This window comes from Nonomuraea longispora (assembly GCF_004348345.1).
GTDB lineage: Bacteria > Actinomycetota > Actinomycetes > Streptosporangiales > Streptosporangiaceae > Nonomuraea > Nonomuraea longispora.
Window position 1 is genome coordinate 1 of sequence record NZ_SMJZ01000067.1, and the last position, 23263, is coordinate 23263.

A 23263-nucleotide genomic window follows, 5' to 3' on the forward strand; every position below is an offset into this window, starting at 1 on the left:
GCCCGCTGGTCCGCCGACGCCTTCGACACCCTGACCGTGGTGAGCGCGCCGAGGCCGCGGGCGTGGTCGGTGCGTGGTTCGCGGGCCAGCCCCGAGTCGACCACCACCCGGACGCCGGGGACGGTCAGGCTCGACTCGGCGACCGACGTGGCCAGCACCACCCTGCGGGCCGCGCCGGGCGACAACACGGCGTCCTGGACCCGGGCCGGAGCCTGGCCGTGGACCTGCGACACCTCCACGCCGGCACCCGCCAGCAGCCCCGCGACCCTCGCGATCTCGCCCACGCCGGGCAGGAAGCACAGGACGTCGCCGTCCCGCTCCGCGAGCGCCCGCCGCACCGTCGCGGCCACGTGGGACAGCAGCGCGGGATCGACGCGCAGGCCGTGCGGCGGGGCGACCGGGCCCGGCGGCGGCGCCCACACCGTCTCGACCGGGTGCGTGGCGCCGGTGGCCGCGACGACGGGCCCGCCCAGCAGCCGCGACCACGGCCCCGCGTCGGCGGTGGCGGACGTGGCCAGCAACCGCAGGTCGGGCCGGAGCGTGTCGCGTACGTCGAGGAGGAACGCGAGCGCGGTGTCGGCGTCCAGGTGGCGCTCGTGGCACTCGTCGAGCATGACCGCGTCCACGCCGGGCAGTTCCTGGTCCCGCTGGAGGCGCTGGAGGAGCACGCCGGTGGTGACGACCTCGACCAGGGGGTTCGCTCCCGTTCGGCGTTCGCCGCGGATCGTGTAGTTCACGCCCATGCGGCGGGCGGCCGCGCGTACGGCCAGGCGCCGCGGTTCGGCCACCAGCACCCGCATCCCGGCCTCGGCCAGGGCCAAGGGCACGACCGTCGTCTTGCCGGTGCCGGGCGGGGCGGTGAGCACGGCGGTGCCGTGCCGGTCGAGCGTGCCGAGCAGTTCGGGCAGGACGTGACGGATGGGCAGGTCAGGCCGGGTCATGGCGAGCGGGTCAATCCCGGCCGCGCTCACCGGACGCGGCGACGGCCCGGTGGTCGCCGGACGCGGTGATGACGGAGTCGAGCAGGCCGGGGAAGCGGGCGTCGAGGTCGTAGCGGCGCAGGCTGATGTATTTCAGCCGCCCTTCCTGCTTGGTGTAGACGACTCCGGCCTCCCTGAGCGCCCGGTGGTGGTGTGAGGCCGTCGACTTGTGCACGCCGAGGTGGTCGGTGGCCTCTCCGCACGTCATCTCGCCCACCGTGGCCAGCCGGGCGACGATCTTCAGCCGGATCGGGTCGGCGAGCGCCCGCAGGACCTCGGTGAGCTCGATGTCCTCCGTCGCCGGGTGCGGGAGCAGACGCATGGAGCCATCGTACCCTGTCGCATTGTTTGACAACCACCAAACAATGCGACAGTTTGATGTGCGTCCAACTGTTCCTCTGGAGGGTCGTCTTTTGAGCACACGGCTCTACCCGCTGGCTGCCGGAAATTTCGCGATCGGTACGGGCATGTTCGTCACGGCCGGCCTGTTGCCGCCCATCTCGACCGACCTCGACGTCTCCCCGGCGGCGGCCGGTCAGCTCATGACCGTGTTCGCGCTGACGTACGCGGTGTTGTCGCCCCCGCTCGCCGCCGTGACCGCGCGCATGCCCCGCAGGACGTTGCTGCTGACGGGGATGGGCGTGTTCGTGCTGGGCAACGCGCTGACCGCGCTGGCGCCGACGTACCCGCTGGTCATGGCCACCCGGGTGCTCGCCGCAGCCGGCGCCGCCATGTTCACGCCCACCGCGTCGGCCGTGGCGAGCGCGCTGAGCGCTCCCGAGCGTCGCGGCCGTGCGCTGGCGCTGGTGATCGGCGGGATGAGCCTGGCGTCCGCGATCGGCGTGCCGCTCGGCACCTGGCTGGGCGACGCCGCGAGCTGGCGGGCCACGCTCTGGCTGGTCACCGGGCTCGGAGTCGCCGGGTTCGCCGGGGTGGCCGCGCTGGTGCCCGACGTCACCATCCCGATCTCAGGGCGGCTGAAGGACCGGTTCGTGCCGCTGGGCGACCGGCGGGTGCTGGCGGTGCTGGGCACGCACGTGCTGATGTTCGCCGCGAGCTTCGCCGCCTACACCTACCTCGGGTCGCTGTTCGACCTGCCGCCGGCGGCCGTGTTGTGGGCATGGGGGCTCGGCGCCGTCGTCGGCAACCAGCTCGGCGGGCGGTTCACCGACGTGTACGGCCCACGCCGCATGATCATGATCGCCCTGGTCGCGGGCACCGTGTTCCTGGCCCTGATCCCCGTCGCGAACCTGGCGCTGCCCGTCGCGCTGGTGTGGGCGTTCCTGTGGAGCGCGCTCGGCTGGCTGCTCGCGCCCGCCCAGCAGTTCAGGACCGTCGCCGCGGTGCCGGACAACGTCTCCGTCGGGCTGGGCCTGCTGTCGTCGGCGCAGTATCTCGGCTTGTTCGTGGCCGGCCTGGCGGGCGGCGCGGCACTCGGCGGGTGGGGCAGGACGGGCGTGATCGTGTTGTCCACCGGGCTGGGGCTGGCGGCCCTGCTGTTCACGCTGGTCACCTATCGGCCCGAGGCGGCCCCCGCGATCTCCTCCAGGGAGAGCGCGCCCGTCAGGTAGCGCTGGATGCCCGGCGTCACCGTGCGCGCCACCAGGTGGACGGGCATCGAGGCGAGCGGGTCGACCTTGAGGACGTAGCGCATCATCGCCACGCCGATCATCTGCGAGGCCGCGAACAGCCCGCGGATCTCTGGATGGTCGCGTGACAGGCTTCCGGCGAGCGGGGTCAGCAGTTCCTTGCGCATCAGGTCCTTCAGCAGGTCGGCCGCGGCGGGGGTGGCCGCCGCCGCGTGCAGCACGGCCGCGAACGTGGGGCCGTACGACGGGTCCTCCCACAGGTGGAGGTAGCGCGTGACGAGCCGCTCGGCGAGGTGCTCCTCGTCGCCCTCGACGGCCTCGACCAGCAGCGCCACCGGCAGGCTCTTCTTGACCGCCGCGTCGAACAGGCCGTCCTTGCTGCCGAAGAAGTGCATCACCAGCGCGGGGTCGACGGCCGCCTCGCGGGCCACGCCCCTGATCGTCGTGCCCGGGTAGCCCCTGGACACGAACGACGTGATCGCCTTCGACAGGATCAGCTCCCTGGTCCGCGGGTTGCCCGGACGCCTGCCCCGTTCTCCCGCCATGACGCCATTCAACCAGGGCCGCCGCTCGCGGCCGGTTTCGGCCAGAATGGTCGCCGTGCCTGACGACAAAGACTCCCGCGAAGAGCACGTCCCCGCCGACGGCCCTCCGCCGCGCGACGTCGATCGACCCGACGATCTCAGCGCCGACGAGCCGCCCGACGTCGATCCGCGCGACGAGCCCGCGCCCTTCGGCGCCCTCGTCCTGCTGACGGCCGGTACGGCGGTGGCGGTCATGGTGATCGCCGCGCTGATGTCGGACCCGCCGGGGACGAGGTTCGTGCTCGGCGGCCCGATCGCCGTCGTCATCTACGGGGTGGTCTCCAACGAGGTGTGGTGGCCGCGCTGGTGGGGCGCGATCCCGGGGGCGATCGGCGGACTGGCCTGCTATTTCGAGGGCCGCACCGCGCTGGCCGACCTCCTCGGCGACGCCTGGGCCCACCCGGTCGCGTACGTCGCCGCCTGGACGTTGTTCGCCGCCGTCTTCGCCCTGTGCAGCCGCTTCCCCCGCACCTTCAGCCGTTCGCCGGGATCCAGCCCAGCGTGACCGCCAGGATGACGAAGAACCCCAGGATGATCCGGTAGATCACGAACGGGGTGAAGCGGTGGGTGCTGATGTACCTGAGGAACCAGGCCACCGCCAGATAGCCCACGACGAACGAGATGACCGTGGCCAGGATGGTGGGGCCCCACGCGGGCGCGGGACCCTCGCCGATCTCGCGCAGTTCGTACAGGCCGGAGGCCAGGACGGCGGGGATCGCCAGCAGGAACGAATATTTCGCGGCGTCCTCGCGGCGGTAGTCGAGCAGCAGGCCCGCGGTGACGGTGCCGCCGGAGCGGGACACGCCGGGGATCAGGGCGAGCGCTTGGGCGCAGCCGTAGACGAGGGCGTGGGGCAGGCTCAGGTGCTTCTCCAGCGTGAGCTTGTTGCGTGCCGTGCGGTCGGCCAGCCACAGGATGCAGGCGAAGACGATGAGCGTGGTGCCGACCAGCCGCAGGTCGCGGAAGACCGTCTCGATCTGGTCTTTCAGCAGCAGGCCGAGGATGCCGATGGGCAGCGAGCCGGCGATGATGTACCACCCCATGCGGGCCGCCCAGTGGCCGCGCAGTTCCTTGACGAACAGGGAGCGGGTCCAGGTGGAGACGATCTCCCAGATCTCCTGGCGGAAATAGATCAGCACGGCGGTCTCCGTGCCGAGCTGGATGACCGCGGTGAACGCCGCTCCGGGGTCCTGCCAGCCGGCGAAAGCGGAGACCACACGGATGTGGGCGCTGGAGGAGATCGGCAGGAACTCCGTGAGCCCCTGGAGCAGCCCCAGCACCACCGCTTCTAGCCAGCCGATCACGACGAAACCTTCCGAGACAGCGGGAGTGACGAGGTGAGGTTAGCGGAAACGGGGGCCGAGCAGTTGCTCGCGTATTGCGCTCAGCTGGTGGGAGTGCTCGACCGAGCGGGTCTGGTCGAGGGAGTCGAGCGCCAGCAGCAGCGCGTCGCCGAGGATGATGCCGGTCAGAGGCTCGCCGGTGATGCCCGTGGGCGTGTGCGGCGCGGCGAGCGCGGCGTCCACACGGTCGGCGAACTCGCCCCCGAGCTCGTCGGAGATGAGGACGACGCCCGCGCCCACCGCGTGGGCCCGGTCGATCAGCACGGTGATCTCCTTCAGCCGGCGGCCCGGCTGGAAGATGACCAGCACGTCGCCGTGGCCCAGCGCGAGCAGGTCGTCGGCCAGCGCGAAGCCGGTCGCCGAGGTGGCGCGGGCGCGGTGGCCGCGACGGCCCAGCTTGAGCGCGAGGTGGCGGGCGGCGGGATCGGAGGCGCCGGTGCCGAAGACGAGCACGCCCGGCGCGTTGACCAGCAGCTCGACCGCCTTCTTGAACGGCTCTTCGTCGAACAGCCGCCGGCAGTGGTCGATGCGCTCGCGGGCCTCGTCGAAGACCCGTTCCCAGATGCCCGACAGGTCCTGCCCGACGTGGCTGATGCGCTGCTTGAGGCGTACGTCGGGAGCCACCGCGGAGGTGAACTCGGCCGCCAGCGCACGTTTCAGCCCCGGCAGCCCGCCGAAGCCGAGCCGCTGCATCGTGCGCACGACGGTGGCGTTGCTGGTGCCGGTCGCGGCGCCGAGCTCCTGCGCGCTGGCGAACAGGATCTGCTCAGGCGTGGCGGAGACGAGGAACTGGCACACCGCCCGCTCGGCCGGCGACAGCTCGTCCCACAACTGCCTGACCTTGGCCCTGAGCTGCTCGACCGGGCCGTGTGTATTTTCCATTACGGCTATTGACTCCCCTGTAGCGTTCATTACTCTCTCTTGGAAACGACCGCTACAGACTCGCCGCCTCCTGAAATGAACGTTACAGGCCCGGTCGGTCCAAGGAGCACCATTGAGCCTCACTTCCCTGCCCCTCGTCGAGATCTCCGGCGCTCCGCGCGAGCGGGGACGCCAGTACGGCGAGCAGGCCCGTGACCGCGTCCAGCGTGCGCTGACCTACTACGCGGAGGCGTTCGGGCACTCCAGCGGCCTGACCTGGGAGCAGGTCGTGCAGCGCGCGGCCCGGTGGGTGGAGCCTGCCAAGGCGTTCGCGCCCGACCTGGTCGAGGAGATGGAGGGCATAGCCGAGGGCGCCGGGGTGGACTTCCTCGACGTGCTGGCGCTCAACGCGCGCGGCGAGATCATCTACGACACCACGTTCAGCTCCATGGAGCCCGACGGGTGCACGTCGTTCGCGCTGATGGGGGAAGCCGCCGGCGACGGCCACGTCTACGCGGGCCAGAACTGGGACTGGCGCGACGGGGTGTCCGGCACGCTGATGGTGCTCAGGGTGGTCCAGCCGGGCAAGCCCACGGTGATCATGCACGTGGAGGCGGGGCAGGTCGGGCGGCAGGGGGCCAACTCGGCGGGCATCGCGCTCAACGCCAACGGGCTGGGCGGGCGCTTCGACGACTCGGTGGGCGTGCCGCAGACGCTGATCAGGCGCAGGGTGCTCGACAGCGACAACCTCAACACCGCACTGGAGGCGCTGACCAAGTCGCGGGCCCACATCGCCAGCAACGCGCTCGTCACCCACCGCGAAGGCTTCGCGATCGACCTGGAGACCACGCCGGGAGCGGTCGGCTGGATGTACCCGAGTGACGGCCTGCTCGTCCACGGCAACCACTACCAGGCGTTCGTGCCGCCCCAACTGGCCGGCTCCTACCGGCCCGGCTCGGCAGACTCGCTGTTCCGGGTGCCGAGAGCCGAGGGCGGGCTGCGGGCCGTGGCCGAGGCGTCGGGCACCGACGAGGCACGCAAGCGCATCAGGCTCGCCATGTCCGACCACCTCGGCTATCCCGAGTCCCTCTGCACCCACCCCGACCCCGCCCAGCCCGCCGTCAAACGGTGGGCGACCCTGCTGTCGAGCTGCGTCGACCTCACCACGGGCGACTACCTGATCGCGGCGGGCACGCCCTGCGACCACGAGTACGAGCGCGTGCCCTGGAACCTCTACGACGGACCGCATGGAGAAGTGACCCCGTGAAGAAGACGCTCGCCCTGCTTGGGCTCATCGGTCTCACCGCGGCCTGCGGCGGGCCCGCAGCGACCACCAAGGCGCCCGACCCCGCCAAGCTCACCCTGGTCGACCGCACGGACAAGGCGGCAGGCCCGCTCGACTCCGCCGTCTGGCTGGTCGACGAGGAACCGGGCACCCTCGACCTCGACACCGACGGCGGCACCAACAACCGTACGATCATGGCGAACGTCTGCGAACGCCTCATGCAGACCCAGCCCGACATGACCGTCAAACCGTGGCTGGCCGAGAAGGCCGACCTGCCCGACCCCAAGACCATGGTGCTCACCCTGCGCCAGGACGCCACGTTCCACGACGGCTCGCCGGTCACCGCCGACGACGTCGTGTGGAGCCTCAAGCGGCACGCCGGCGACGGCATGGACGAGTCCGACGAGTTCGAGGACGTCGAGTCGATCACCAAGACCGACGACCACGAGGTCACGATCGCGTTCAAGAAGCCCAACTCGTTGTTCGCGCAGGCCATCGCGGGCGGCGCGGGCATCGTGCTGAACAAGGAGGTCGTCGAGAAGCAGGGCAAGGAGTTCGGCACGCCGGGCCACGAGGACGCCTGCAGCGGGCCGTACGAGGTGGAGGAGTGGAAGTCGGGCAGCCACCTCACGATCACCCGCCACGACGCGTACTGGAAGAAGGACGTCAAGCCGCTCACCAAGAGCATCACCTTCAGGTGGGCCGAGGACACGGCGCTGGTCAACAGCCTCGTCACCGGTGAGGCGCAGGGGGCCTACCTGTCCGACACGGGGCCCGCGGTCGCGCTGCAGGACAACCAGGCGGTCAGCGTCTCCTACGGGGCCACCACGCGGGTGTACGTGCTGCTGCCCACCGACCGCGGCGTGATGAAGGACCCGAAGATCCGCCGGGCGCTGTCGCTGGCCGTCGACCGCGCGGGCATCGCCAAGTCGGGCTTCTCCGGGCTGGCCAGGCCGTGGAAGGTGCCGGTCGGGGCCGGCGCCTGGTCGTACGAGAAGGAGGCGTTCCAGGCCGCCTACGACCAGCTCCAGGGCGCCCCCGAGACGCCCGACCTCGACGCGGCCAAGAAGCTCGTGCAGGAGGCGGGCTCGCCCAAGGAGCCGATCGTCGTGGCCACCAACGGCGAGCAGGCCCGTACGGTCATCGCCAACGCGGTGGTCGACGCGGCCAAGAAGATCGGGCTCAGCGCCCAGATCAAGACCGTGCCCGCGTCCGAGTTCGGCAGCTTCTACACCGACAAGTCGCTGCGCGCCCAGGTCGATCTCGTGCCCGACGACTGGTACATCACCAAGTCCGACCCGATCGGCTTCTACGACAACGGGCTGACAGGCTCGGCGAACAACTGGGTCAAGTTCAGCTCGCCCGAGTACGACGAGCTCGTGGCGAGGGCTCTGGAGACCACCGACGACGCGGCCCGCGCCAAGGACGTCATCGAGCTGCAGCGCCGCTTCACCGCCGACATGGTGTGGATCTCGCTGGTCGAGGTGCCCAACGCGGTCGTGCTCGGCGGCAAGGTCACAGGACCGCCCGCCTCGCAGGTCCACATGAGCTACCCGTGGGCGGCCGACCTCGGGGCCAAGGGCTGACGCCGTGGCGGTCCGCAAGCTGGCCGGGCTGGTCGCCACGCTGCTCGCCACCTCGTTCGTGATCTTCGGGGCGTCGTACGCGGCCCCCGGAGACCCGGTCACGTTCCTGGCGGGCGGCAAGGAGAACCTGACCCCCGAATACCTGGCCGCCATCCGTGCCCAGTACCACCTGGACGACCCGTTCCTCGTGCAGTACGCGCGCTGGCTCGGCGACGCCGTGACCGGCGACCTCGGGCGCTCGATGCAGTACAACGACCAGGTCTTCGACCTGATGATGGCGCGGCTGCCGAGCACGCTCGGGCTGGTGGCGTACGCGGCGGTGTTGTTCGTGGTGTTCGGCGTCGCCCTCGGGGCGCTGGCGGCGGTCCGCGGCGGCCGCACCGACTCCGCCGTCGTAGCCGGCACCACACTGGCCACCTCGGTGCCGTCGTTCGTCACAGCCGCCGTGCTGATCTCCCTGTTCGGCGTGCAGCTCGGCTGGTTCCCCGTGATGGGCGGCGGGTCGTTGTGGCACCTGACCCTGCCCGCCGTGACGCTCGCGCTCGGCGCGCTGGCCATCATCAGCCGGGTGACCAGGCAGGCCATGATCGAGCAGCGCGAGCTCGACCACGTGACCGTGGCCCGCGCCTCCGGCCTGGCCGAGCGGCTGATCGTCACCAGGCACGTCTTCCGAGGCGCGCTCGGCCCGATCGTCACCATGTGCGGGCTGGTCACCGCAGGCATGCTGGCGGGCACCGTGGTCGTCGAGACCGCGTTCAGCCTGAACGGGATCGGCTCGCTGCTGGTCAAGGCCATCAACACGCACGACTTCCCCGTGACCCAGGCGGTGATGTTGTTCATGGTCGTCGCGTACATCGTGGTGACCACGCTCGTCGAGCTGCTGCAGCCGCTCATCGACCCCCGGGTGAGGAGGCCGGCATGACCACCGTCGTCTCCACCCTCTCGCCCAGGCCGGCGCGGCCCCTCGGCTACTGGCTGGCCTCCGGCTTCCTCGGGCTGGTCGTCGCGGCGGCCCTGCTCGCGCCGGTCGTGGCGCCGTACGAACCGGACGCGGTCGACTTCTCCGCCACGCTCGCCCCCATGTCGCCGGGGCATCCGCTCGGCGCCGACCAGTCCGGCCGCGACCTGCTCACCAGAGTCCTGTACGGCGCCCGCACCTCGCTCGTCGGCCCGCTGCTGCTGCTCGCCATCGCCTCGGTCCTCGGCGTCGCGCTCGGCACGCTGGCCGCCTGGCACCGCGGCTGGGTGGACACCGTCGTCGCCCGGCTGACCGACGTCATGTACGCCTTCCCCGGGCTGCTGTTCGTCGTGCTGATCGTGGCCGTGTTCGGCAACGGGATGACCACGGCCATCGTCGCGCTCGGGCTGGCCTACACGCCGACGATCGCCCGCTACACCAGGAGCGTCGCGCTGGGCGAGTGCGCCAAGCCGTACATCGACGCCTACCGGGTGCAGGGCATGGGCGGGTTCGCCATCTGCGTGCGGCACCTGGTGCCCAACATGGCGCGCGCGATCGTCGGCTACCTGGTCGTGCTGTTCGGGGAGGGGCTGATGAGCCTGGCCACGCTGAGCTTCCTCGGGTTCGGGGCGCAGCCGCCGTCCTCCGACTGGGGGCTGATGGTCAAGGAGGGGCAGCCGGCGATCGTGCAGGGGGCGTTCCTGCCGGTGCTGGTGCCGGGCGCGGCCATCGCGCTCGTGGTCGTGTCGTTCAACGTGATCGGCGTGCGCCTCGCCGACCGCATGGGCGTGAGGGGCGCATGATGCTGCTTTCCGTGGAAGGGCTGACGATCGAGGCGGGCGGGCGGCGGCCGATCCTCGCCGACGTCTCGCTCACCGTCGGCAGGGGCGAGATCGTCGGCCTGGTCGGCGAGTCGGGCTCCGGCAAGTCCACCCTCGCCCGCGCCGTGCTGCGCCTGCTGCCGCAGCACGCGACGGTGTCGGGGCGGGTGCTGGTCTCCGGCGACGACGTGCTCACGATGGGCCCGGACGCGCTGCGCGACCTGCGCGCCGGCCAGGTGTCGATGATCTACCAGGACCCGCGCTCGTCGCTCAACCCGGTCCGCAGGGTCGGCGACTTCCTCACCGAGCGCATGGTGCTCACACTCGGCCGGCCCAAGGCCGAGGCCCGCGCGCGGGCGCTGGAACTGCTGGCCGCGGTCGGCCTGCGCGAACCCGAGCGGCACATGCGGCAGTACCCGCACGAGCTGTCGGGCGGCATGTTGCAGCGCGTGGTCATCGCCGCCGCGCTGGCCGCCGACCCGGCGCTGCTCCTCGCCGACGAGGCGACCAGCGCGCTCGACGTCACCACCCAGGCCGAGACGCTCGCGCTGCTGCGCCGCGTACAGGCCGAACGGGAGCTCGGCATGGTGTTCATCACCCACGACCTGCACCTGGCCGCCGCCTTCTGCGACCGCGTGAACGTGTTGTACGCGGGCACGATCGTCGAGTCGCGGCCCGCCAAGGAACTGTTCGACGACCCGCGCCATCCCTACACCGCGGGGCTGCTGGCCTGCACGCCCGAACTCGACGACCCCCGCCCGATCCGTCCCATCCCCGGCAGGCCGCCCTCGCTGGACGACACGTTCACCGGCTGCCCCTTCGCGCCCCGGTGCCCGCACGCCACCGGCGCCTGCGAGGAGTGGCGGCCGCGGCCCGTGACCGTGTCCGGCGGCTCGGCCGCCTGCCGCCTGGTGGAGGCCTGAATGCTCGCCGTACATGCTCTGTGCAAGTCGTACGACGGCGCGGTGGCCGCCGCCGACGTCTCCTTCGAGCTGGCCTCCGGCGGCTCGCTCGGCCTGGTGGGGGAGTCGGGATCGGGCAAGACCACGATCGCCCGCATGCTCGTCGGCCTCGTCACCCCCGACTCGGGCACGATCGCCGTCGACGGCAGGGAACGCACCGACAGGGAACGCGGACGGGCCGCCAGGTTGCGCAGGGCCCGCGAGATCCAGATGGTGTTCCAGGACCCGTACGTCTCCCTCGACCCCCGGCTCACCGCGGGCGAGTGCCTGCGTACCGCGCTCAGGTTGCACGGCAAGGACCGCTCACGCGCCGGCGAGCTGCTCGACCAGGTCGGGCTGGGCGCCCGCGAGGCCGGGGCACGGCCCCACCAGCTCAGTGGCGGGCAGCGCCAGCGCCTGGCCATCGCCAGAGCCCTGGCCGTCGAGCCGTCGGTGCTGGTGCTGGACGAGGCGGTGGCCGCGCTCGACGTGTCGATCCAGGCGCAGATCCTCGAACTCCTCGCCCAGGTGCGCCGCGACTCGGGCGTCGCCCTGCTGTTCGTCAGCCACGACCTGGCCGTGGTGCGGCACCTCTGCGACGACACGCTCGTGCTGCACCGGGGGGTGGTGGTCGAGCAGGGGCCGGTCGCGCGGGTGCTGGCCGAGCCCGAGCACCCCTACACCAGGCTGCTGCTCGACTCGGTGCCCCGGCCGGGCTGGGACCCGGCCAAGGTCGTGCGCTGACGGCGTCCGTACGGCTGGCCGCGGTTGAGATGCGCAACCCCCTATGCGATCGTCTCACCCATGGACCAGCTCGCGGCGCTTCTCGACGGCCCGCGTGCCCGCCGGTTCCGCCGGGTTCCCGCTCCGCCCTGGCCGCCGCGCGTCGGGGGTGGAACCCCGTCGTGAAGCCGCTGCTGTTGCTCGACGTCGACGGCGTGCTCAACCCGATGGGCAGGCCGACGCGCGACTACCGGCGTTACCGGTGCACGATCGGCGGTGAGGTCTACACCGTGCACCTCAACCCCATGCACGGCCGCGGGCTGCTCGACCTGGCCATCGCCACCGGGTCGGAGCTGGTCTGGGCGACGACGTGGGAGCAGTACGCCAACGAGTGGATCGCGCCCAGGATCGGCCTGCCCTCCCTGCCGGTCATCCCGCTACCGCCGCAACCCCCGAGCGAGCACGGCGAGATGTTCAAGACCCCGCACGTGGCCGCCTACGCCGGGCGGCGGCCGTTCGTGTGGTTCGACGACCAGGTGTGGGCAGAGGACGAGAACTATCTCAGGGTGCGTCGGGGACTGGACGACTTCCTGCTCATCCATGTGGACCCGATGCGTGGCCTGACCAGGCGACATCTGGGCATGGCGGAAGAGTGGCTCACCCTTACAGGGTTTTCTCAGGGTCCCTGACGGGAGTCCGCCGGACCGTTCGGTCGTTGTACGGGTAGGTCGTAACCACACGGAGGCACAGCATGTACCGCTCAAGAGAGCACAGGATTCTGGCCGGCGTCTGCGGCGGTCTCGCCGACAAGATGGGCCTTCCTCCCACCCTCGTCCGGATCCTCTGGCTGCTGCTCTCGCTCATCCCGGGGCCGCTCTGGGTGGTCTACGTGGCGATGTGGATCCTCATCCCGGAGGAGCCGAAGGGCTACCGTCCGGCATAAGGCTCAGGCCGCGCCGGCCGACTGCCTCGACGGTGGGCCCCGCGCCCTCGTGGCACGCCGCACGCCCGGCTTCGAGACCTCGAAGCCGGGCGGCGGCCCTGCGGCGGCCGGACACCTCGGCCGTCCCTTTGACGCAGTTCCCTTAACGCGTGCCCGTTACCGCGTGACGTCCCAGTCGACGAGGGTGCAGGGCTCGACCGGTCCGGTCATCACCAGTGCCTTGAACCGGGAGGTGATGACCCCGCCCTCCGCGCTCTCCTTGTTCTCGGCGAACTCCATCACCAGGGTCTGGCCCTGGCCGACGTACCGAGGGTCGATGTCCACCCCTCCGGTCCGAACGCGGGCGGCCTTGTAGCCCATGGAGTCGCGGAACTCCTCGAGGGTGCTCGGCTCCCCGCCGACCACTTCTCCGCGGCCCGGCTCGCACTGCTTGGCGATCGGCACGTAGCTGACGTCGGCCTGGACGCCGGCCTCCTTAAGGTCGCCCTCCAGCTTGTCGGCGTCCCTGAACTCGTTGATCTCGACGCTGATCGTGCCGTCGGTGTTCGTGCTCACGGCGTACGCGGGCGTCCCGGTGCCGGTCAGCAGGGGTACGGCGATGGCGGCCACGGCGGCCATTCCGGCCACTCCCAGCACGGACCGCGTGCGGGTGAGGCGACGACGCCGGTCGGCGCGGGCCGCGATCTCGGTCTTCAGATCCATCAGCAACTGCTCCTCGAAGTTCATCGTGCTCCATCCATGACGAAGGACAGGTTGCGTAGCGTCTGGCGGGCGCGATGCAGGCGTACCTTGGCGGCGCCCTGGCGGATGCCGAGGGCGTGCGCCGCCTCCGTGACCGTGAGCTGGTCGATGGCGACCAGCTCCAGCATGGCGCGCTCCCCCTCCGGCAGTTCCTCCATGGCCGCGAAGGCCTTCCTGGCGTCACGCTCCGCGTCGATGCGCTCTTCGAGCCTGGCGACGTCGTCGGCGGCCAGTTGCCGGCGGCCGTTCATCCGGTCCGATAACTGGTGTTGCCGGTAAACCCGCCGTCGCTCGGCTGAGATCGTGTTGCGGGCCACGCCGTACAACCATGCGATCTCCGTGCCCAGGTCGGCCCGGTAGGTGTGGGCCGAGTCGAGCACCGCGATGAACACCTCCGCCACCAGGTCCGCGACCGTGTGCGGGTCGTCGACGCGGCGGGCGAGAAAGCGGGTGACGGCATCGACATGTCGCCGGTAGAAGGCCTCGAAAGCCACAGGATCCGTGGCGATCTTCGGCTGTTTGCGACGCACCGGCCATGCTCCCTTCGTCGATTGACACCCCTGCTTGGTGAGAAGTGGCCGAAGGGTTACAAGGCTGGACGTTGCCGGTACGGATGGGTGTCCCGCAGGGCTGCGACCTTGGGCGCGACGACGGCGCTACCTGCCTGGCCGTTGAGGAGCTTCGTCCGAAGCACCTCAACGTTACCAACCTTTCCTAAAGGGGTTTCCCACACCAGCGAACCGGCCTCCAGCCGGTCGGTCTTGCGTACCCAGGCCGGCCCGGATCAAGTCCGGCGAGTTCCAGCCTGGCCGGAAGGTGCCGTCCCAGACGGAACTGGAAGAGGTGACCGGTCTGTCGCGGAACACCGTGAAGAAGGCGCTCGACGTGCTCAAGGCGGAAGGTCTTCTGATCACCGCGCCGGGCCGGGGGTTGTTCCTGGCGGAGAGGCCGATCATCGAGTCCTGAGCCCCGCATGGGCCCGAGTGGTGGCCTGTGTGCTTGGATCAGGTCATGGACAGGGGCCGGGAAGGCGGTGTACTTCCCGTTCGAGACCCGGCATATCCTCGAAGTCATGAGGGCAAGGCCGCTGACGCTCATCGAGGATGAGCTCGTCGACTACGACATGGCTATGGAGCGCATGACCGACCTGGTCGGGCAGCGCCAGCGGGACGAACGACCGGACACGCTCTGGCTGCTGAGCCACCCCTCCGTCTACACGGTCGGCCGCCGCACCCCGCTCGACCACCTGCCCGACCCGACGCGCGGCATCCCCGTGGTCGAGACCGGGCGGGGCGGGCAGCTCACCTACCACGGGCCGGGGCAGCTCGTCGGCTACCTGGTCGTCAAGCTCGACGACGACCAGGGCATCGTCGACTACGTCCGCGAGGTGGAGCTGCGGCTGGTGGAGGCGCTGGGCAAGCTGGGCCTGCCGGCCGAGCGCCGTGACACGCCGCCCGGCTCCGAGTTGCTCACCGGCGTCTGGACCGCCGACACCGGACGAAAGATCATCTCGATCGGGATGCGGCAGAGCCGGGGCGTCACCAGCCACGGGTTCGCGCTCAACGTCGAGGGCGACCTGTCGCCGTGGAACTGGGCGATCGCCTGCGGCATGCCCGACGTGGACATGACCTCGCTCAAGCGGGAACTGGGCGAGGCCTCGATGGCCGACGTCCGCGCGGCCGTGGCCACCGCCTTCGAAGCCTCCTGACCAGGGCGCCTCGTCAGGGGGCGGGGACCTCGTCGTCGACCGTGCGGCGGGGGCCCGTGAACCAGTGGCGGGCCGACAACACCCACCACAGCGCGATGCCGACCAGCACCACCCCCACCGCGATCGGCGCGTAGTTGACCGACGTCCACGTGAAGTCCGGGTTGCCGGGCACGCCCTCGGGCGAGAACGGCATGATGAAGTAGATCGAGACGACGGCGATCTCGACGCAGGCGATCCAGCACAACGCCTTGTACTTCCCGCCGAGCGTCCACGGGCCGGGGGTGAAGGCGTCGCCCATGCGCAGGCGCAGCCAGATCGGGATGAGGAAGGCCAGGTAGAGCCCGATGACGGCGATCGAGACGACCGCGTAGAACGCGACCGGTGTGGTCAGGCCGGGAGGGGCGTAGAGGGCGGGCAGGGTGATGAGGGCGGCGGTGACGCAGCCGCCGAGGATGGCGTTGACGGGGGTGCGGTTGCGGTCGATCCGCGACCACAGCCGCCAGCCGGGGATCGCGCCGTCACGCGCGAACGCGTACGTCATCCGCGACATCGACGTCACGCAGCTCATCCCGCAGAAGAACTGGCCGATGGTGGAGATCGCGAAGATCGCGGTGGCCAGCGGGGACGACAGGGCCGTCTCGAAGATGGCGCCGACGAAGCCGCCCTGCTCGTTGAGCGCGTCCACGTTCGTCGCGGCGAACAGGAACGACAGCAGCAGGATCCACCCGCCGATGGCCGAGTAGAAGATCGACTGCCACAGCCCGCGGGCCGCGCTCCTGGCCGCGCCCTGCGTCTCCTCCGACACGTGGGCGCAGGCGTCGAAACCGGTGATCGTGTACTGGGTGAGCAGGAAGCCGAGCGGCAGCACGTACAGCCAGAAGGGCAGTCCTTCCGAGCCGGTGCCGAAGCCGGAGTTGTCGTTCGTGCCGCCGAAGACGAAGCCGAGCGACTGGTGGTCGTCGGGCGCGAAGATCAGGATGCCGACGATGATCGCGGCGCCGGCGACGTGCCACCAGACCGAGACGTTCTGCAGCAGCGAGATCAGCCGGTGGCTGTAGATGTTGATGAGGGCGTGCAGCGCGAGGACGATCACGAACAGCAGGAACGCCTGCGGGAGTGTGCCCTCCCACGCTCCGCCGGTCAGCCGGTTGATGGTGATGTTGAGGAACGTCGCGCAGCCGTAGTCGACGGAGGCGGTGACGGCGATGAGGCCGATCAGGTTGAGCCACCCGGTGAACCAGCCGTGGATCGGCCTGCCCAGCTTGGCGGCCCACCAGTAGATGCCGCCCGCCGTCGGATACGCGGAGACCAGCTCCGACATGCAGAAGCCGATGATCAGGATGAAGGCGGAGATCAGCGGCCAGCCCCAGGAGATGGCGATGGGGCCGCCGTTGTTCCAGGCCTGTCCGAAAGTGGTGAAGCAGCCGGCGAGAATGGAGATGATCGAGAACGAGATGGCGAAGTTCGAGAATCCGCTCCAGGTGCGGGCCAGCTCCTGCTTGTAGCCGAGCTCGGCGAGTCGCCTGGAATCCTCTTCAGTGGTCACTGAGGTCTCCCTGGGGGCACGGAGGACGCTCCATTTGGTCTACGTCTAGACCATTTCTCTCCAGGGGACAAGGCGTTACGGCATGGTTTCGATCTGCTCGCTTCACGCCGGAGGGAGGGCGCCGGCTCGGCGCCCTCCCTCCGCGGCGGCTTCGCGCCTGCTACCCGAACGCGTCGGTCGCGGCCTGGCAGAAGGCCTTCAGGTCATCCGGCTTGCGGCTGGTGACCAGCGTGTTCGGCCCGTCGGCGCACACCATGACCTCCTGGTCCACCCACGTGGCACCGGCGTTGCGCAGGTCCGTCTGCAGACTCGGCCAGGACGTCAGCGTGCGGCCGCGTACGACGTCCGCCTCGACCAGGGTCCACGGCGCGTGGCAGATCGCCGCCACCGGCTTGCCCGAGTCGAAGAACGACCGGGCGAACTGCACGGCCTGCGGCACCGTACGCAGGAAGTCGGGGTTCGCCACGCCGCCGGGAAGCAGCAGGCCGTCGAAGGAGCCCACGTCGACGTTGTCGACCGTGTCGTCCACGGCGAACGTGTCGGCCTTGTCCAGGTGGTTGAACGCCTGGATCTGGCCGGGCGCGGTGGAGATCAGCCTGGGCGTGCCGCCCGCCTGCTTGACCGCCTTCCACGGCTCGGTGAGCTCGACCTGCTCGACTCCTTCGGGAGCGACGAGGAACGCGATGGTCTTACCCTGCATCATGCGATCTCCCCCTTCGTTTCGGCTGCTTCGCGTCCCCTATCCGAGGGGTTCGGATGTATGCGCCTTTACGCGAAGGGGGTGACAAGCCAGGTCACGGGTGTGCGGAGCCGGTTGAAAATTTACACCGTTGAATGAAACGAAGATGAAACAATTTTCCGCCATGCGTTGACACGCGGTCTTCGTATGGTGTGCCTTTCTCTACACAGGAACCCCCCGCCTGAAGGTGAGGCACATATGAGGAAATGGCTCGCACGCCTGGCTGCGCTGGGCGTCGCGCTACTAGTAGCAGGTCAGGGGACGACGACGGCCCTTGCTCAGGAACCGACGGCGGGGAAGAAGATCGTACGCGTCGGCGCCACGCAGTCCATGGACTCCATGAACCCGTTCCTGGCGGTCCGCCTGGTCTCCACGTCGATCCACCGCTGGATGTACGGCTTCCTCACGGTCCCCGACTCCAAGACGCTCGAGCCGAGCGCCGACCTGGCCGAGTCGTGGGAGGCGTCGGAGGACGGCCGTACGTGGACGTTCCAGATCCGCGAGGCCAAGTGGTCCGACGGCAAGCCGATCACGGCCGAGGACGCCGCCTGGACGTTCAACAAGATCATGACGGACGAGGCGGCCAAGACGGCCAACGGCCCGGCCGTGGAGAACTTCGAGAGCGTCACGGCCAACGGCCAGGAGCTGACGATCAAGCTCAAGGAGCCGCAGGCATCCATGCTGGAGAACCCGGTCCCGATCGTGCCCAAGCACGTCTGGGAGTCGGTCACCGACATGGCCAACCACGACGCCGAGACGTACCCCACGGTGAGCAGCGGCCCGTACTTCGCGGTCGAGCACAAGAAGGACCAGTACGTCAAGCTGCAGGCCAACCCCAACTACTGGCGGGGCAAGGCCAAGATCGACGAGCTGCAGGTCATCTTCTACGACAACCCGCAGGCCGCGATCGCCGCGCTGCAGAAGGGCGAGATCGACCTGATCGGCCGGCTGGACCCGCCCGAGTTCAAGGCCATCCAGAACGACCCCAACATCGAGGCGTGGAACACCGACGGCCGCCGGGCGAGCTACCTGCAGATCAACCACGGCGCCACCACCACCGACGACAAGCCCCTCGGCGACGGCCACCCCGCGCTGAAGGACGTCAAGGTGCGCCAGGCGCTGCACCACGCGATCGACAAGCAGAAGCTGGTCGACGAGGTGTGGGACGGCCTGGCCAAGCCCTCGGACGGCTCGATCGTGCCGCCGATGTACCAGGACTTCTTCTGGGAGGCCACCGGCGACACCAAGGTCACCTACGACCCGGCCAGGGCCAACCAGATCCTCGACGAGGCCGGCTACAAGAAGGGCCCCGACGGCGTCCGTACGATGCCCGACGGTGACCGCAAGCTGGAGTTCCGCTTCAGCATCCACACCGACACCCCGCTCGAGGACAAGCTCGCCGAATACCTGACCGGCTTCTTCAAGGAGATCGGCATCACGCTGACCACCAAGAAGCTCGACTCCAGCAAGTTCACGGAGGAGACGGGCTACACCGGCCTGTTCGACATCGCGATCAGCGGCTGGTCGGTCAACCCCGACCCCGAGGAGGTGCTGGCCACGCACCTGTGCTCGCGCCGGCCCACCAAGGACGGCGAGGGCGGCGGCACCGAGTCGTTCTACTGTGACGAGACCTTCGAGAAGCTCTACAGGGACCAGCAGAAGGAGCTCGACCGGCCCGAGCGGGCCGAGATCATCAAGCAGATGCAGGAGCGCCTCTACACCGACGCCCCCGTCATCGCGCTCTACTACACGAACGACCTCGAGGGCTACCGCAAGGACCGCATCACCAGCATCACCCCCATCCCCGAGGACAAGGGCCTGCTGTACGGCGGCAGCGGCTACTGGCCGTTCTACACCGTCGACGTCAAGGCCCCCGGGGCGGGTGGCGGGAGCGGCGACGGTGGTTCCAACACCGGCGTCATCGCCGGTATCGTCGGCGCCGTGGTCGTCATCGGCGTGGGCGCGTTCCTCCTGAGCAGGCGGCGCAAGAGCGTCGCAGACGAGCGCGAATGACAGCTCCGCTCGAAGCAGCAGAGCCCGCCGCCGCGCAGGCGGCGGGCCCTGGTGACGAGCGCTCCACCCGCCGCGGCACGGTGCGCTACGCGCTGTCCAAGGCCGGTGGGGCGCTGTTCAGCATCGCCATGGTGATCGTCGGCACGTTCTTCCTGTTCCGGATGTTGCCCGGCGACCCCGTGCGCAGCCTGGCGCAGGGCCGCAACATGACCCCGGCCCAGCTCGACCTCGAACGCAGTCGGCTCGGCCTGGACAAGCCGCTGATCGAGCAGTTCTTCCAGTTCGTCGGCGACACGCTCCGCCTCGACCTCGGCATGTCGTACGAGTACAAGCGCCCCGTCCTCGACCTGATCGGCGAGCGGCTCGGCCCCACCCTGCTGCTCGCGGGAACGGGCCTGGTCATCGCGGTCAGCCTCGGCATCTGGCAGGGCACGCGGGCCGGCTGGCGCAGCGGCAGCACGTTCGACCGCTTCTCCACCGGCACGTCGCTGCTGCTGTGGTCGGTGCCGACGTTCTGGCTCGGGCTGCTGCTCATGATGGTGTTCGGGGTGGGCATCGGGCCGATCCCCGGCATCTTCCCGTTCCGCGGCATCGAGAGCGTCGACGCGCCCGACGGGTTCGCGTACGTGCTGGACGTGGCCTCCCACATGGTGCTCCCGTGCCTGACGCTGGTCGCCGTGGTCTACGCCCAATACCTCCTGGTCATGCGTTCGTCGCTGCTGGAGGAGGTCAGCCAGGACTACGTGACCGTGGCCAGGGCCAAAGGGCTGCGCGACGACGACGTACGCCGCCGCCATGCGGTGCCCAATGCCCTGCTGCCCACGGTGACGCTGGTGTTCATGCGCGTCGGCTTCGTGGTCGGCGGCGCCGTCACCGTCGAGACGATCTACACCTGGCCGGGGCTCGGCCAGCTGTTCTACGAGGCGATCAGCGTGCCCGACTTCACGCTCATGCAGGGCACGTTCCTGCTGATCACGGTGGCGGTGATCGTCATGAACACGCTGGCCGACGTGGTCTACCACATGCTCGACCCGAGAGTGAGGTCGGCATGACGACTGTCGCGGCCACCCGCAGACGGCAGGCGCTGAGCCGCTTCTGGGCCGACTTCCGCACCCACCGGGCCGGCGTCGCCGGCATGGTCGTGCTGGTCGCCGCCGTGGTGCTCGCGCTGATCGCGCCGCTGTTCATCGACGAGAGCGTGACCAGCGTCGTCGACACCACCGGTGACGACTTCGACGCGCCCAGCCTGGCCTTCCCGTTCGGCACCGACGAATCCGGCCGCTCGATCCTGCTGATGGTCTGGTGGGGCTCGCGCACGTCGCTGCTCATCGGCTTCCTCGCCGCCCTGCTGAGCATCGTGATCGGCATGGTCGTCGGCATCGCCGCCGGCCACTTCCGCGGCTGGCTCGGCGCCGTGCTCATGCGCGTCACCGACTGGTTCCTCGTCCTGCCCTCGCTGGTCACCGCCCTGGTGCTGGCGGCCATCCTGGGCGGCAGCACGTTCACGATCATCATGGCCATCGGCATCACCACCTGGCCGTCGACCGCCCGGCTGATCAGGGCGCAGACGCTGGCCGTGGAGTCCAGGCCGTACATCGAGCGCTCCAAGGCGCTCGGCGCCGGCCACTGGCACATCACGACCCGCCACGTGCTGCCCAACGTGGCGCCGCTGCTGCTGGCCAGCACCACGCTGGAGGTGGCCAGCGCCATCGTGACCGAGTCGACGCTGGCCTTCCTCGGCGCCTCCGCCAACAAGACCTCGTGGGGGACCATGCTTCGCGGCTCGTACGACTTCGGCGCGGCCAACGAGGGCGCCTGGTGGTACATCCTCATCCCCGGCCTGGCCATCCTCGCGGTCGTCATGGCGTTCACCCTGGTCGGCCGGGCCCTGGAGGCCGTGCTCAACCCCCGGCTGAGGAGGGGCGCATGAGTGTGCTCGAACTCGACGACGTCTCGGTGACCTACCGCATCGCCTCCGGCGAGGTGCCGGCCGTACGCGGGGTGTCGCTGACGCTCGACTCCGGAGCGGCACTCGGAGTCGCCGGCGAGTCGGGGTCCGGCAAGTCGACGCTGGCCATGGCGCTGCTGCGGCTGCTGCCGCGGGACGCGCGCGTCGACGGCCGGATCCTGCTCGACGGCGAGGACGTGCTCACCATGAAGTGGGGCCGCATGCGGGCCGTACGGTGGGCCGAGGCGTCCATCGTGTTCCAGGGCGCGCAGCACGGGCTCAACCCGGTGCGCAAGATCGGCGACCAGATCGCCGAGCCGCTGCTGGTCCACGGCCTGGCCAGGCCCGAGGCGGCCCGCAAGCGCGTGGCCGAGCTGCTCGACCAGGTCGGACTGCCCGCCTGGCGGGCCCGCAGCTACCCGCACGAGCTGTCCGGCGGGCAACGGCAGCGGGTGATGATCGCGATGGCCCTGGCCTGCTCGCCCCGCCTGATCATCGCCGACGAGCCGACCACCGCGCTCGACGTCATGGTGCAGGCCCAGGTGCTGACTTTGATCAAGGACCTGGTCGCCGAGCACGGCATCTCGCTGATCATGATCTCGCACGACCTGTCCGTCCTCGCCGACGTGTGCGACCGGCTCGCCGTCATGTACGCGGGCCGCATCGTCGAGCAGGGCCCGTCGGGCGAGGTCTTCCACGACGCGAGGCACCCCTACAGCAAGGCGCTGGCGGCGGCGTTCCCGACGGTGGGCGACCCGGCCGCGCGGCTCGCGCCGAGGGGCCTCGGCGGTGACCCGCCGGACCCGATGCGGCTCCCGACCGGCTGCTCGTTCCACCCACGCTGCCCGGTCGCGCTCGACGAGTGCGCCACCCTGGACGTGGAGCTGTGGTCCGCCGGCGAGCGCCGTACGGCCGCGTGCGTACACGTCAGGGCGAAGGAGGAGGCCTCATGACGGAGACGCAGGCCACGAAGGAGAAGGTCTCGACGGCGGGGGCGAGCCTGCTGGAGGCGCGCGACCTGCACGTGGAGTTCGTCGCGCGCGGGCGCCGCGCCCGCGCGGTCGACGGCGTCAACCTGTCGGTCGGCGAGGGCGAGATCGTGGCCCTCGTCGGAGAGTCGGGCTGCGGCAAGACCACGCTGGCCCGCACCCTGCTCGGCCTCGAACGGCCCACCTCGGGCGAGGTCCGCTACGGCGGCGCCGCGCTCGACTACGGCTCCAAGGCGCTCAAGGCCTACCGCAGGCAGGTGCAGCTCGTCCTCCAGGACCCGACGGGCTCGCTCAACCCCCGGCACACCGTCTACGAGGCGGTGGCGGAGGGCCCGCGCATCCACGGCCTGGCCGACGAGGAGAGCGCTGTCGCCTCCGCGCTGTCCAGAGCCGGGCTGCGGCCGCCCGAGCGGTTCTTCCTGCGCTACCCGCACGAGCTGTCCGGCGGCCAGCGGCAGCGCGTCGTCATCGCCGGCGCCCTCGCGCTCGACCCGCAGGTGCTGGTCGCCGACGAGCCGGTCGCCTCGCTGGACGCCTCCGTACGCGGCGAGATCCTCGCCCTGATGCTCAAGCTCAGGGAGGAGCTGGGCCTGTCGGCGCTGGTCGTCACCCACGACCTCGGGCTGGCCTGGAACATCGCCGACCGGGTCGCGGTCATGTACCTCGGCAGGATCGTCGAGTCGGGTCCCGTCGAGCAGGTGCTGACCGCGCCGCGCCACCCGTACACGCAGGCGCTGATGTCGGTGCTGCCGGAGTCGCCGGAGCGGGTGGTGCTGACCGGCGAGCCGCCCGACCCGACGCGGATCCCCGGCGGATGCCGCTTCCACGCCCGCTGTCAGATCCTCGCCTCCGGAAAGGCGGCCGAGGTCGGGGTCGACGGCAAGTGCCGCTCCGAGCTTCTCGACATCCTGCCGGCCGTGCCCGTTGCGCAGGCCGCCTGCCACTACGCGGACGTCGCCGGCTAG

At 70.3% G+C, this 23263-nt stretch carries 26 protein-coding genes; 17 read left to right on the top strand and 9 right to left on the bottom strand.

The genetic code is table 11. The annotated features are described in order from the left end of the window. Both E1267_RS18930 and E1267_RS18935 read right to left on the bottom strand, forming a co-directional pair. The coding region (locus E1267_RS18930; RefSeq protein WP_281283658.1) for a helicase-related protein at positions 1-941 on the bottom strand (941 nt) is incomplete at its 3' end. A gap of 10 nt (positions 942-951) precedes the next feature. Continuing rightward, on the bottom strand, positions 952-1302 hold the full coding sequence (locus tag E1267_RS18935) for an ArsR/SmtB family transcription factor (RefSeq protein WP_132333899.1): 351 nt from the start codon (positions 1300-1302) through the stop codon (positions 952-954). 91 nt (positions 1303-1393) lie between these two features. Between E1267_RS18935 and E1267_RS18940 the strand changes: the two genes are divergently transcribed. Then, positions 1394-2551, top strand: a complete 1158-nt coding sequence (locus E1267_RS18940; RefSeq protein WP_165959678.1) for an MFS transporter — start codon at positions 1394-1396, stop codon at positions 2549-2551. Here the strand turns inward: E1267_RS18940 and E1267_RS18945 are convergent. Beyond that, positions 2494-3114 carry a TetR/AcrR family transcriptional regulator gene (locus E1267_RS18945; RefSeq protein ID WP_165959679.1) on the bottom strand — a complete coding sequence of 207 codons (621 nt, stop codon included), beginning with the start codon at positions 3112-3114 and terminating at the stop codon, positions 2494-2496. The genes E1267_RS18940 and E1267_RS18945 overlap by 58 nt on opposite strands. Before the next feature lie 55 nt (positions 3115-3169). Here E1267_RS18945 and E1267_RS44435 point away from each other — a divergent pair, with 55 nt between their 5' ends. Continuing rightward, positions 3170-3658: a hypothetical protein gene (locus E1267_RS44435; RefSeq protein ID WP_165959680.1), complete on the top strand. Its 489-nt coding sequence runs from the start codon at positions 3170-3172 to the stop codon at positions 3656-3658. On the opposite strand, the gene E1267_RS18955 is transcribed toward E1267_RS44435, so the two are convergent. Together E1267_RS18955 and E1267_RS18960 are read right to left on the bottom strand one after the other, a co-directional pair. Continuing rightward, positions 3627-4457 (bottom strand): undecaprenyl-diphosphate phosphatase, encoded by an 831-nt coding sequence (locus tag E1267_RS18955; protein WP_132333903.1) that lies wholly within the window; start codon positions 4455-4457, stop codon positions 3627-3629. The two genes, E1267_RS44435 and E1267_RS18955, sit on opposite strands and share 32 nt — an antisense overlap. Positions 4458-4496: 39 nt before the next feature. Beyond that, the gene (locus E1267_RS18960; RefSeq protein WP_220449567.1) at positions 4497-5378 is read right to left on the bottom strand and encodes a MurR/RpiR family transcriptional regulator; all 882 of its coding nucleotides are present in this window, start codon (positions 5376-5378) and stop codon (positions 4497-4499) included. A gap of 112 nt (positions 5379-5490) precedes the next feature. Between E1267_RS18960 and E1267_RS18965 the strand changes: the two genes are divergently transcribed. The 8 genes from E1267_RS18965 to E1267_RS19000 all read left to right on the top strand — a co-directional run bounded on the left by E1267_RS18965 (position 5491) and on the right by E1267_RS19000 (position 12614). Then, positions 5491-6624, top strand: a complete 1134-nt coding sequence (locus E1267_RS18965) for a C45 family autoproteolytic acyltransferase/hydrolase (protein WP_132333905.1) — start codon at positions 5491-5493, stop codon at positions 6622-6624. After that, entirely contained in the window at positions 6621-8228 is a 1608-nt protein-coding gene (locus tag E1267_RS18970; RefSeq protein ID WP_132333906.1) for an ABC transporter substrate-binding protein, read from the top strand. The genes E1267_RS18965 and E1267_RS18970 overlap by 4 nt, the downstream gene beginning before the upstream one ends. A 4-nt stretch (positions 8229-8232) precedes the next feature. Further along, positions 8233-9150 (top strand): ABC transporter permease, encoded by a 918-nt coding sequence (locus E1267_RS18975; protein WP_220449568.1) that lies wholly within the window; start codon positions 8233-8235, stop codon positions 9148-9150. After that, positions 9147-9989 carry an ABC transporter permease gene (locus E1267_RS18980; RefSeq protein ID WP_132333907.1) on the top strand — a complete coding sequence of 281 codons (843 nt, stop codon included), beginning with the start codon at positions 9147-9149 and terminating at the stop codon, positions 9987-9989. The genes E1267_RS18975 and E1267_RS18980 overlap by 4 nt, the downstream gene beginning before the upstream one ends. Then, positions 9986-10930 carry an ABC transporter ATP-binding protein gene (locus tag E1267_RS18985; RefSeq protein ID WP_246064004.1) on the top strand — a complete coding sequence of 315 codons (945 nt, stop codon included), beginning with the start codon at positions 9986-9988 and terminating at the stop codon, positions 10928-10930. The genes E1267_RS18980 and E1267_RS18985 overlap by 4 nt, the downstream gene beginning before the upstream one ends. After that, positions 10931-11692 (top strand): ABC transporter ATP-binding protein, encoded by a 762-nt coding sequence (locus tag E1267_RS18990; protein ID WP_132333908.1) that lies wholly within the window; start codon positions 10931-10933, stop codon positions 11690-11692. A 161-nt stretch (positions 11693-11853) separates the two neighbouring features. Then, positions 11854-12360, top strand: coding sequence for an HAD domain-containing protein (locus E1267_RS18995; protein WP_246064006.1), 507 nt, complete (start codon positions 11854-11856; stop codon positions 12358-12360). A 62-nt stretch (positions 12361-12422) separates the two neighbouring features. Further along, positions 12423-12614, top strand: coding sequence for a PspC domain-containing protein (locus tag E1267_RS19000; protein WP_132333909.1), 192 nt, complete (start codon positions 12423-12425; stop codon positions 12612-12614). 156 nt (positions 12615-12770) lie between these two features. On the opposite strand, the gene E1267_RS19005 is transcribed toward E1267_RS19000, so the two are convergent. Then, positions 12771-13340 (bottom strand): hypothetical protein, encoded by a 570-nt coding sequence (locus E1267_RS19005; protein WP_132333910.1) that lies wholly within the window; start codon positions 13338-13340, stop codon positions 12771-12773. Further along, positions 13337-13885, bottom strand: a complete 549-nt coding sequence (locus tag E1267_RS19010) for an RNA polymerase sigma factor (RefSeq protein ID WP_171055566.1) — start codon at positions 13883-13885, stop codon at positions 13337-13339. Before E1267_RS19010 ends, E1267_RS19005 begins: the two co-directional genes overlap by 4 nt. A 253-nt stretch (positions 13886-14138) precedes the next feature. Here E1267_RS19010 and E1267_RS19015 point away from each other — a divergent pair, with 253 nt between their 5' ends. Next, the gene (locus tag E1267_RS19015; RefSeq protein ID WP_132333911.1) at positions 14139-14321 is read left to right on the top strand and encodes a GntR family transcriptional regulator; all 183 of its coding nucleotides are present in this window, start codon (positions 14139-14141) and stop codon (positions 14319-14321) included. 106 nt (positions 14322-14427) lie between these two features. After that, positions 14428-15063, top strand: coding sequence for a lipoyl(octanoyl) transferase LipB (gene lipB, locus E1267_RS19020; RefSeq protein WP_132333912.1), 636 nt, complete (start codon positions 14428-14430; stop codon positions 15061-15063). Positions 15064-15076: 13 nt separating this feature from the next. Here lipB and E1267_RS19025 read toward each other — a convergent pair whose 3' ends face one another. Next, positions 15077-16609, bottom strand: coding sequence for an amino acid permease (locus E1267_RS19025; RefSeq protein WP_132333913.1), 1533 nt, complete (start codon positions 16607-16609; stop codon positions 15077-15079). A gap of 160 nt (positions 16610-16769) precedes the next feature. Beyond that, on the bottom strand, positions 16770-17312 hold the full coding sequence (locus tag E1267_RS19030) for a type 1 glutamine amidotransferase domain-containing protein (RefSeq protein ID WP_132333914.1): 543 nt from the start codon (positions 17310-17312) through the stop codon (positions 16770-16772). Positions 17313-17546: 234 nt separating this feature from the next. Here E1267_RS19030 and E1267_RS19035 point away from each other — a divergent pair, with 234 nt between their 5' ends. The 5 genes from E1267_RS19035 to E1267_RS19055 are packed head-to-tail and all read left to right on the top strand — an operon-like array spanning position 17547 to position 23263. Further along, on the top strand, positions 17547-19361 hold the full coding sequence (locus E1267_RS19035; protein WP_132333915.1) for an ABC transporter substrate-binding protein: 1815 nt from the start codon (positions 17547-17549) through the stop codon (positions 19359-19361). Then, a complete protein-coding gene (locus E1267_RS19040; RefSeq protein ID WP_132333916.1) occupies positions 19358-20413 on the top strand; it encodes an ABC transporter permease in 1056 nt (351 codons plus the stop codon). The genes E1267_RS19035 and E1267_RS19040 overlap by 4 nt, the downstream gene beginning before the upstream one ends. Beyond that, positions 20410-21291: an ABC transporter permease gene (locus E1267_RS19045; protein WP_132333917.1), complete on the top strand. Its 882-nt coding sequence runs from the start codon at positions 20410-20412 to the stop codon at positions 21289-21291. Before E1267_RS19040 ends, E1267_RS19045 begins: the two co-directional genes overlap by 4 nt. Continuing rightward, the gene (locus E1267_RS19050) at positions 21288-22262 is read left to right on the top strand and encodes an ABC transporter ATP-binding protein (protein WP_132333918.1); all 975 of its coding nucleotides are present in this window, start codon (positions 21288-21290) and stop codon (positions 22260-22262) included. Before E1267_RS19045 ends, E1267_RS19050 begins: the two co-directional genes overlap by 4 nt. Then, entirely contained in the window at positions 22259-23263 is a 1005-nt protein-coding gene (locus E1267_RS19055; protein WP_132333919.1) for an ABC transporter ATP-binding protein, read from the top strand. The genes E1267_RS19050 and E1267_RS19055 overlap by 4 nt, the downstream gene beginning before the upstream one ends.